This is a genomic window from Nocardiopsis xinjiangensis YIM 90004, assembly GCF_000341145.1.
Classification (GTDB): Bacteria; Actinomycetota; Actinomycetes; order Streptosporangiales; family Streptosporangiaceae; genus Nocardiopsis; species Nocardiopsis xinjiangensis.
On the sequence record NZ_ANBE01000078.1, the window covers coordinates 1 to 1168 of the forward strand.

The window sequence follows — 1168 nt, forward strand, 5'->3', positions numbered from 1 at the left end:
GAGGAGTTCCCGAACTGTCAGCCCCCGCACGACAAGATCTCGATCATCGAGGTGCCCACCGGCGATCCGGCCTCTGCCGAGGTGGTCGACGAACCGATGCTCTTCGAGGACGGCGGCCACGCCTCCACCTCCGGCTGCCACGACATCACCGCCTACCCCGAGGACGATGTCGCCGCCGGTGCCTGTATGGGTGACGGCATCATCATGGACATCAGCGACCCGGTCGAACCCGTGGTGACCGAGGTGATCCAGGACGAGAACTTCGCCTTCTGGCACTCGGCGACCTTCACCAACGACGGTGCCACGCTCCTGTTCACCGATGAGCTCGGCGGCGGTACCGGGGCCGTCTGCACCGAGGACTTCGACGAGACCCAGGGAGCCAACGCCCTCTACAGCGTCGGGGGAGAGGCCGGTGACCCGAGCCTGGAGTTCGAGAGCTACTACAAGATCCCCCGTGAACAGTCCGGAACCGAGAACTGTGTGGCCCACAACGGCTCGCTCGTCCCCGTGCCCGGGCAGAACTTCTTCGTGCAGTCCTGGTATCAGGGAGGCGTCTCGGTCATCGACTTCAACGACCCGGGCAACCCGCGCGAGATCGGCTGGTTCGACCGTGATCCCCTCGACGAGGACGAACTGGTCCCGGGCGGTTCGTGGTCGGCCTACTACTACAACGGCTACGTCTACTCCTCCGACATGGAACGCGGGCTCGACGTGATCCGTCTGGACGACCCCCGCCTGCGTCCGGCCGAGAACGTGACCTACGACGAGTTCAACCCGCAGTCCCAGCCCGCGTTCCGCCCCGGACGCTGATCCCTGGTCCCCGTCCCCGCGCCGGAGCACCACGAGTCGGCGCGGGGCGGCAGGAGGGGCCGAGCCGTGCACCTCGCCCCTCGTCCCGCCCACCCGCTAGTTCACCTGGAGCTTCCATGCCCCCACTGCTCCGCGGACGACACCGCCGTGCGGTCGCCCTGGCCACGACGGCCGCGGCATCGCTCTTCCTCGGGCTGGTGGGTCCCGATGCGGCCCACGCCGACGAGGCCCCCTCCGAAACAGTCACCAGCAGCAATGTCGAGCACATCGCCAACGTGCCCAAACCGGAGGCGGTCAGCAGTACCAACTCCGATCTGGCCTTCACCGGTGACCACGTCATCGGTGGCAACTACGACGG

The 1168-nt window shown here is 67.3% G+C and carries 1 protein-coding gene and 1 pseudogene; both read left to right on the forward strand.

The features are described from left to right. On the forward strand, positions 1-810 hold an 810-nt coding region (locus D473_RS0123760; RefSeq protein WP_017611536.1), incomplete at its 5' end, for an LVIVD repeat-containing protein. A gap of 116 nt (positions 811-926) precedes the next feature. After that, a pseudogene (locus D473_RS0123765) lies at positions 927-1168 on the forward strand (hypothetical protein); the annotation flags it as partial.